This is a genomic window from Pseudomonas sp. GV105 (assembly GCF_003058185.1).
GTDB classification, from domain to species: Bacteria; Pseudomonadota; Gammaproteobacteria; order Pseudomonadales; family Pseudomonadaceae; genus Aquipseudomonas; species Aquipseudomonas veronii.
Genome location: NZ_QBUF01000026.1, coordinates 22674 through 29700 on the forward strand (window position 1 = coordinate 22674; position 7027 = coordinate 29700).

5 protein-coding genes and 1 pseudogene are annotated in these 7027 nt (G+C 63.7%); 2 read left to right on the top strand and 4 right to left on the bottom strand.

Going from position 1 to position 7027, the window contains the following annotated elements:
- Positions 1–135: 135 nt before the first annotated feature.
- Positions 136–1023 (top strand): LysR family transcriptional regulator, encoded by an 888-nt coding sequence (locus tag C8K66_RS30225; RefSeq protein ID WP_046488517.1) that lies wholly within the window; start codon positions 136–138, stop codon positions 1021–1023.
- Here C8K66_RS30225 and C8K66_RS30230 read toward each other — a convergent pair.
- From C8K66_RS30230 to C8K66_RS30245, 4 genes and pseudogenes are all read right to left on the bottom strand, one after another.
- A pseudogene (locus C8K66_RS30230) lies at positions 1010–1182 on the bottom strand (dihydrofolate reductase); the annotation flags it as partial. The gene C8K66_RS30225 and the pseudogene C8K66_RS30230 sit on opposite strands and share 14 nt — an antisense overlap.
- A gap of 59 nt (positions 1183–1241) precedes the next feature.
- Positions 1242–2420, bottom strand: a complete 1179-nt coding sequence (locus C8K66_RS30235; RefSeq protein ID WP_108526690.1) for an acyl-CoA dehydrogenase family protein — start codon at positions 2418–2420, stop codon at positions 1242–1244.
- A 61-nt stretch (positions 2421–2481) separates the two neighbouring features.
- Positions 2482–3831 carry an LLM class flavin-dependent oxidoreductase gene (locus C8K66_RS30240; protein WP_108526691.1) on the bottom strand — a complete coding sequence of 450 codons (1350 nt, stop codon included), beginning with the start codon at positions 3829–3831 and terminating at the stop codon, positions 2482–2484.
- A gap of 12 nt (positions 3832–3843) precedes the next feature.
- Complete coding sequence (locus tag C8K66_RS30245; protein WP_108526692.1) at positions 3844–4818, bottom strand: ABC transporter substrate-binding protein; 975 nt, start codon at positions 4816–4818, stop codon at positions 3844–3846.
- A 285-nt stretch (positions 4819–5103) separates the two neighbouring features.
- Between C8K66_RS30245 and C8K66_RS30250 the strand changes: the two genes are divergently transcribed.
- The coding region (locus C8K66_RS30250; protein WP_178087556.1) for a DUF6531 domain-containing protein at positions 5104–7027 on the top strand (1924 nt) is incomplete at its 3' end.

Below are 7027 nucleotides of genomic sequence, written 5' to 3' on the forward strand. Positions count from 1 at the left end.
CGACCTCGGGAATCTCGGTAATCCCCTGTGGGAGGGGGCAAGCCCCCTCCCACTTTTGATTGTGTTGGCACATTAGGTTTGTGGTGCAGCACCTGACAGGCTATAAATCAGCAAAATGTCCACCGAGACGCGACAATGAATCCCTTCGAAGACATGCGCCTGTTTTGCCAGGTCATGGAATCCGGCAGTTTCACCGCCGCCGCCGAGCAATTGGGGCTGTCCAAGCAATTCGTCAGCCGCCGCCTGATCCAACTCGAAGACCGCCTCGGCGTGCGCCTGCTCAACCGCTCGACCCGCCGCCTGGATGTCACACCCCTGGGGCAGAGTTACTACGAATCGGCCTTGCGCCTGCTCAGCGAAGTCGAGCAAGTGGAGCAGGGCATTGCCGGGCAGAACAGCGAACCGCGCGGCACCATTCGCCTGAGTGCGCCGTTGTCGTTTGCCATGGCCCATCTGGGTTGCCTGTTGCCGCTGTTTTTGCAGCGCTATCCGCAGGTGTCGGTGGAAGTCGATCTGAGCGACCGCCCAGTGGACTTGATCGGCGAAGGCTACGATCTGGTGTTGCGCATCGGCATCCTCGAAGACTCCACCCTGATCGCCCGGCGTATCGCCAGCGTGCAGCGTGTGTACTGCGCCAGCCCCGAGTACCTTGCGTTGCGTGGCACACCGCAGAAACCCGACGACCTGACCGACCACGATTGCCTGCCCTACGGCCACGGCCGCCAGGTGCAATGGCGGTTCCAGAGCAAAGGCAAGCCGCAGTCGCTGAACGTCAGCGGGCGCATGCGCGTCAATAATGGCGAGTTGCTGCGCGACGCCGCCATCGCCGGGTTGGGCGTCACCTACCTGCCGACCTTTATCGTCGCCGATGCCTTGGCGGACGGGCGCCTGGTGACGCTGTTGCAAGACTTCGCCCCCGAGGCCCTGACGCTGTCGGCGGTGTACCCGCAGCACCGGCAGAGTTCGAGGCCGGTGCAGGCGCTGGTGGAGTTCCTGCGCGAGCGCCTGGCTAACGGCTGTTGAACAGCTGACGGATCAGGTTGGCCAGGAACGTAGCGGCAATCGCATCTTGGCCAGTGGTGGAAATCGCCGCGTATGCGGTGACCGCCGTACCCGCGGATAGGTGTACAGCGGGTGCCCGTCCGGCAACGGTTCCAGCGCCGTCGCGTGGAGAGAGGCCAGCCGCTCACGGATCACGGCGTTGAAGTCTTCATCCCGCTGGCTGGCAATAATCAGCGGGCTCATGTGCGTTCCTTCTGCCGTTGGGCGAAGGCCGCCTTGCCGACGCCTTGCAGCACGGCATCGTTCTGCGGGGTGTGGACGCGGCTGCACAACACGTCGCGGTAGTGGCGCTGCAGCGGGCTGTGGCGGGACAGGCCGGGGTTGCCCGAGGCTTCGATCGCCAGCTCCACGGCGCGGATCGCGTTGCCGGTCACCAGGTACTTCAACTGCGCCGCATTGCCGGCCGGGGTATGCCCTTCGGCGGCGGCGTCGAGCAGGCTGCGGTTGGCAAACAGCAGGGTGTCGATATGCCCGACGGTTTCCTGGAAACGCGGCAATGTCGCCAGCGCGGCGCCGAGGTTGGACGGCTGGCGCGTTTGCAGCCAGTTCACCAGCCAATTGCGCGCGGCCTGGGCCACGGCGTCATACACCGACGACAGCAGCACTGACATCCACAGCAACCCCTCGGCATCCAGCTCCGGCTGCGGTGCGCTCCAGGGGCTGACGCTGACGGCGTGGTTGAGCGGCACCAGCACGTTGTCGAACACCACGTCATGGCTACAGGTAGCGCGCATGCCCAGGTGGTCCCAGCTGTCGATGATGCTTATGCCGGGGCTGTTTTTGGGGACCAGCCAGGCGCCTACCAGCGGGTCGGCATCGTCACTGCGCGCCCACACGCTGAACCAGCTCAGGCCGTGGCTGCCGGTGGAGTAGAGCTTGCGCCCGCTGATGCGCCAGCCTTCAGGGCTGCGCACTGCGGTGGTCGCCGGCAGGCCGCCGCGGGCGGGGGTGCCGAGGTCCGGCTCGACGCGCAGCGCGTTGATCAACGCACCGTGGCGTACCGCGTCTTCGGCGACTTTTACACGCAGGTGCGCGGGCCAGGTTTTGCTGTCTTGCAGGCGCGTGTGTTGCAGGTACTGCATCACCAGGATCAGCGCGGTAGAGGGTTCGCCCTTGGCAATCGCGCTGATGGCTTTGCGTGCCTGGGCCAGGCTGGCGCCGCCACCACCGAGGGCCTTGGGCACGGTGAGGGCGAGCAGGCCGTGTTCATGCAGCCGTTTGAAGTTGGCGTGGGGGAAGGCGCCGCTCTCGTCGAAAAGCTGAGCGCTGCCGGCCAGTTCGGCGCTGAGACGGTCGAGCAGGGCGTCGAAGTCGGCGACTTCCACGGCGCGCAAGGACGGTGGCGAGGATGACGTCATGATGCGTGGACTCGGTCAGAAATCGGGGCGCGGGCTGGCTCCCCGATGTGGAGGGATTCGCTCATGCCAATGCCTCCTGCTGTGCTTCGACCTCGGCGGCGACGCTGTAGCGGTTGGCCGGTACGTCCAGGCCGAGGTTGTCGCGCAGGGTCTGGCCGCTGTATTCGCTGCGGAACAGGCCGCGCTGTTGCAGCAATGGCACCACCCGTTCGGTGAAGTATTGCAAGCCATCGGGCAGCACCGAATTGACGATGAAACCATCGCTGGCGCCGGTCTCGAACCAGGTCTGGATCGTATCGGCGACGTGCTCCGGGGTGCCGACAAAATCACGCTTGGGCCGCGAGAAATGCAAGGCCACTTCGCGCAGGGTCAGGCCTTTGTCCCGGGCCAGTTGTTTGATGTGGTCGGAGCCGCCTTTCTGGCTGTTGGAACCCAGTTCGCCCAACTCGGGGAACGGTTCGTCCAGCGGGTACTGGCTGAAGTCATGGTCGTTGAACGGGCGACCGAGGGCGACAATCGCATCTTCCACGGTCACCAGGTCCACTGCCTGCTGATAGCGGCGTTCCACTTCGGCGGCGTCGCGGCCGACAATCGGGCGGATACCCGGCAGGATCGACAGGCTGTCGGCGTCGCGGCCGAAGCCTGTGGCGCGGCGTTTGAGGTCTTGGGTGTAGGCCAGGCCGTCTTCGATGCTGTCGACATGCACAAAGATCGCATCAGCATGCTCGGCGGCGAAGTTGCGCCCGTCCTCCGAGGTGCCCGCCTGGAAAATCGCCGGCTGGCCCTGGCGCGAACGGGCGATGTTGAGCGGGCCTTTCACCGAGAAAAACTCGCCCTGGTGATTCAGCGTGTGCAGTTTGTGCGGGGTGAAGAACTCACCGCTTTGCTTGTTGTAGGCAAAGGCGTCGTCTTCCCAGGAGTCCCACAACCCCTTGACCACATTCAGGTGTTCCCTGGCGATGCGATAGCGCACCGCATGCGGCGGGTGCTCGGCCTTGCCGAAGTTTTCGGCGGTGCCGCTCAGCCACGAGGTGACCACGTTCCAGCCGGCGCGGCCGCCGCTGATGTGGTCCAGCGAGGCGAACTGGCGTGCGACCTGGTAGGGCTCGGTGTAGCTGACGGTGACGGTGGCGACCAGGCCGATATGCGTGGTCAACGCGGCCAGGGCCGAGAGGATGGTCAGCGGTTCGAACCGGTTGAGGTAATGCGGGCTGGATTTGGCATGGATGTGCAGGCTGTCGGCGATGAACACGAAGTCGAACTTGGCGGTTTCGGCCAGTTCAGTCTGCTGCTTGTAGAACGCAAAATTCGTACTGGCATTCGGTTGCGCCTGTGGGTGGCGCCATTCGCCCCAGCCGTGGCCGACACCGTGGACCATGGCGCCGAGTTTCAATTGACGTGGCTTGCTCATGTTCTGCTCCTGTTAACGCGATGCTTGGTTTTGGGGGGCACGCTTGGCGTTAAAGCTCTTGTCGAAACCCTGCGACACGTCGATGTGCCGGGGCAGCAGGCCTTCTTGTTGGTAGGTGTCGGCGGTCGCTTGCAGGCCGCTGATCACGGCGTCGTCAATCAGTACCGGGGTCAGGTGGGTCTCTTTGGCCACGGCCACATGCACGGCCAGCGGCAGCCCGGTGATTTTGCTCTGGGCGGCGGCGTACTCGTTGGGGTGCGTATTGGCCCAGGCGTAGGCGCGGTCGATGCGTGCGACAAAGTCGTCGAGCTGCGCGCGTTTTTCGCTGATGGCCTGGCTGGTTGCCGCGAGGTACAGGTGGTTGCTCAACAGCGTGTTGCCGCTGGCCACGATCCGCACCTGGCTTTGTGAGGTGACCACGGTGGTGTAGGGGGCCCAGGTCGACCAGGCATCGGCGCTGCCATTGTCCAGCACCAGGCGCGATTCGCTGGGCAGCAGGAAAATGAACTGCACGTCCTGGGTGGTCAGGCCGGCGCTGGCCAGGGCCTTGATCGCCAGGTAATGCCCGATGGAGCCACGGCCTGTCACGATGCGCTTGCCTTTGAGGTCCGCCACGGTCTTGATGGGCGAGTCCTTCGGCACCAGCAGGGCGGTGGTGCTACGCCCGTCGGCGTGGATGATGCTGACCACCTTGAGCGCTGCACCGGCACCGAGGGCGAACACATACGGTGCATCGCCCAGCGCACCGATATCCACGGCGCCAGCATTCAAGGCTTCACCCAGCGGCGAGGCGGACGGAAATTCCGCCCACTGGATTTCATAGGGCACATTCTTGGCTTCGCCGGAGACTTCCAGCAGCGCCTTGATCGTCGATTTCTGATTGGCCACCCGCAGCGGTTGCAGGTCGGCGGCATGGGCGCCGGTGCTCAGGCCGAAGGCCAGTGCGGTGCCCAGGAGCAGGCGTTTGAACGGGGAGGCAAAGACCATGGGATACAGGCTCCAGGCAGATCAAGAAAGGGTTCGGCTACCTCCGCCTGGAGAAGGGGTCGGTGAGGGGTTAACGTTATTCCCATAAAAACCTGCTGTGAAGTTCTTTTTGGTTATATGGTAATTATTAAAATAACTGATTATCTTATTTGTGATTATTCCCTATATGCATTTAGTCAGGGTGCTGATTCGGAGCATTCCTACGAGCGCATCGGAAAGTCTCACCTGAGCAAGGCAACCACCGCGTGATTTGATCCCGGTCCTTTCGGACACGGATCGTTGCGCATGACTGACACGCCTTGGGCTGCCCGCGAGGGCGATGCGCTTCTGCACAGTTCAATGCTGGCCGACGTGTTAGGCGGCGTCCTGGAGATTGCGGCCAGCGTGGCCGTGACGGCCTTGGCGACAGCGGCGGTGGTTGCGGCGGCGGGTTTGACCGTGGCGACTGGCGGCCTCGGCTGCGTTGTACTCGGCGCCGTGGTGGGTGCGGTGGTCGGCGTCGGCATGAGCAAAACCGGCGCGGATAAAGGCCTCTCACGATTATGTGAGTCTTTCGCCAATGCCCTGTTTCCTCCCGTCATCGACGCCTTCATCAGCAGTGGCTCGCCCAACGTATTCATCAACGGCAAACCCGCGGCGCGGGCGGCGGGCAAGATCTCGGATGTAATCGCAGCGCCAGAGGGTGAGCCTACTTATCTGGATATTGCGGAAGGCTTTTTCTCTCAGCTATGGCGCCCGACAGTCGCTACGCCAGCCTTGGGCGCCGTGCCTTGTCCTGGCGATAAAGTCGACTGCGATAAACATCCGCCGATGCCAGAGCAGTACATGGCCGAGGGTTCCAGTCGCGTATTTATCAACGGCCAGCCCGCCGTGCGCAGTGGGGATCGCAGCACGTGCGAGGCCAAGGTTGGGACGGTACAGGTTTCGCCGAATGTGATCATCGGCGGCGCCCCGGTCGTCGTCCGCGAAATCCGCAGCGGCAAGACGCCGGGGGTTGGCTTGGCGGTGACGGCGCTGCTGACCTTGCGCGGCGGTGGCGCGAAGTTTTTCAGCAAGCTGCCGTGCATGGTGGTGGGCGGGCTGGTGTCGTGGGGCAGCAGCCAGGTGAGCAATGCCATTACCTCCGCGGTCGCAGGTTCGCCCAACCCGGTACACAGCGCCACGGGGGCGAAAATTCTCGACGGTGAAGACGACTTGGACTTCACCCTGCCTGGCCTGTTGCCGATCGAGTGGCAGCGCTACTACAGCAGTCGGGACGAACGCCGCGATGGCCTGTTCGGCGCCGGTTGGAGTGTGATCTACGAGGTTTTCGTCGAAATGCAGGGGCTTGCTGAGGGCGGCGAGCGCCTGATCTACACCGACGAGCAGGCCCGGCAGATCGATATGGGCGTGATCCCCTTGGGCGGCGCGGTGTTCAGCGCGGGCGAAGGCCTGAGCGTGCGGCGCCATGCCCACGGGCAGGTGCTGATCGAGAGCGTCGATGGGCTCTACAGGTTGTTTGAGCCGACGCCAGGCAACCCGTCGCACCTGCGCCTGAGCCAGTTGGGGGACCGCAATGACAACCGCATCCTCCTCGACTATGACGCCCAAGGTCGCTTGAGCCAGTTACGCGATTCCTTCAATGATGTACGACTCGAACTGGGCTACAGCCTGCAATGGCCCGGCCGGGTCGGGCAGATTGACCGCCTGTTCCCCGATCACAGCCGCGAAGTGTTAGTCAGCTACCACTACGATGCCGCTGGCGACCTGGCCGAAGTTCGCGACGCTGCCGGGCATGTGCAGCGCCGCTTTGCCTACGACAGCGGCCGGCGCATGGTCGAGCACCAACGGCCCGCCGGACTGCGTTGCTATTACCAATGGGCCTGTGTGGAAGACGCCGAATGGCGCGTGGTCCGACACTGGACCGACGAAGGCGATGACTACCAGTTCGACTATGACCTACACGCCGGAACCACGCGGATTACCGATGGCTTGCAACGGGTCAGCACCCGTCGGTGGAATGCCCAGTACCAGATCACCGAGTACACCGACAACCTCGGCCAAACCTGGCAATTCGACTGGAATGACGAGCGCCAGTTGCTCGGCGCCACCGACCCTCAGGGCGGTCAGTGGACGTTCGGTTACGACGAGTCCGGCAACCTGTGCGAGACGCAAGATCCGCTGGGGCGTATCGAATCCACCGTGTGGCTGGAGCATTGGTCGCTGCCGT

Excerpts from the sequence above, each read along its gene's own strand:
- C8K66_RS30240 (WP_108526691.1), bottom strand. The coding sequence starts at position 3,831 with ATGAGCAAGCCACGTCAATTGAAACTCGGCGCCATGGTCCACGGTGTC.
- C8K66_RS30245 (WP_108526692.1), bottom strand. The coding sequence starts at position 4,818 with ATGGTCTTTGCCTCCCCGTTCAAACGCCTGCTCCTGGGCACCGCACTG.
- C8K66_RS30225 (WP_046488517.1), top strand. The coding sequence starts at position 136 with ATGAATCCCTTCGAAGACATGCGCCTGTTTTGCCAGGTCATGGAATCC.
- C8K66_RS30235 (WP_108526690.1), bottom strand. The coding sequence starts at position 2,420 with ATGACGTCATCCTCGCCACCGTCCTTGCGCGCCGTGGAAGTCGCCGAC.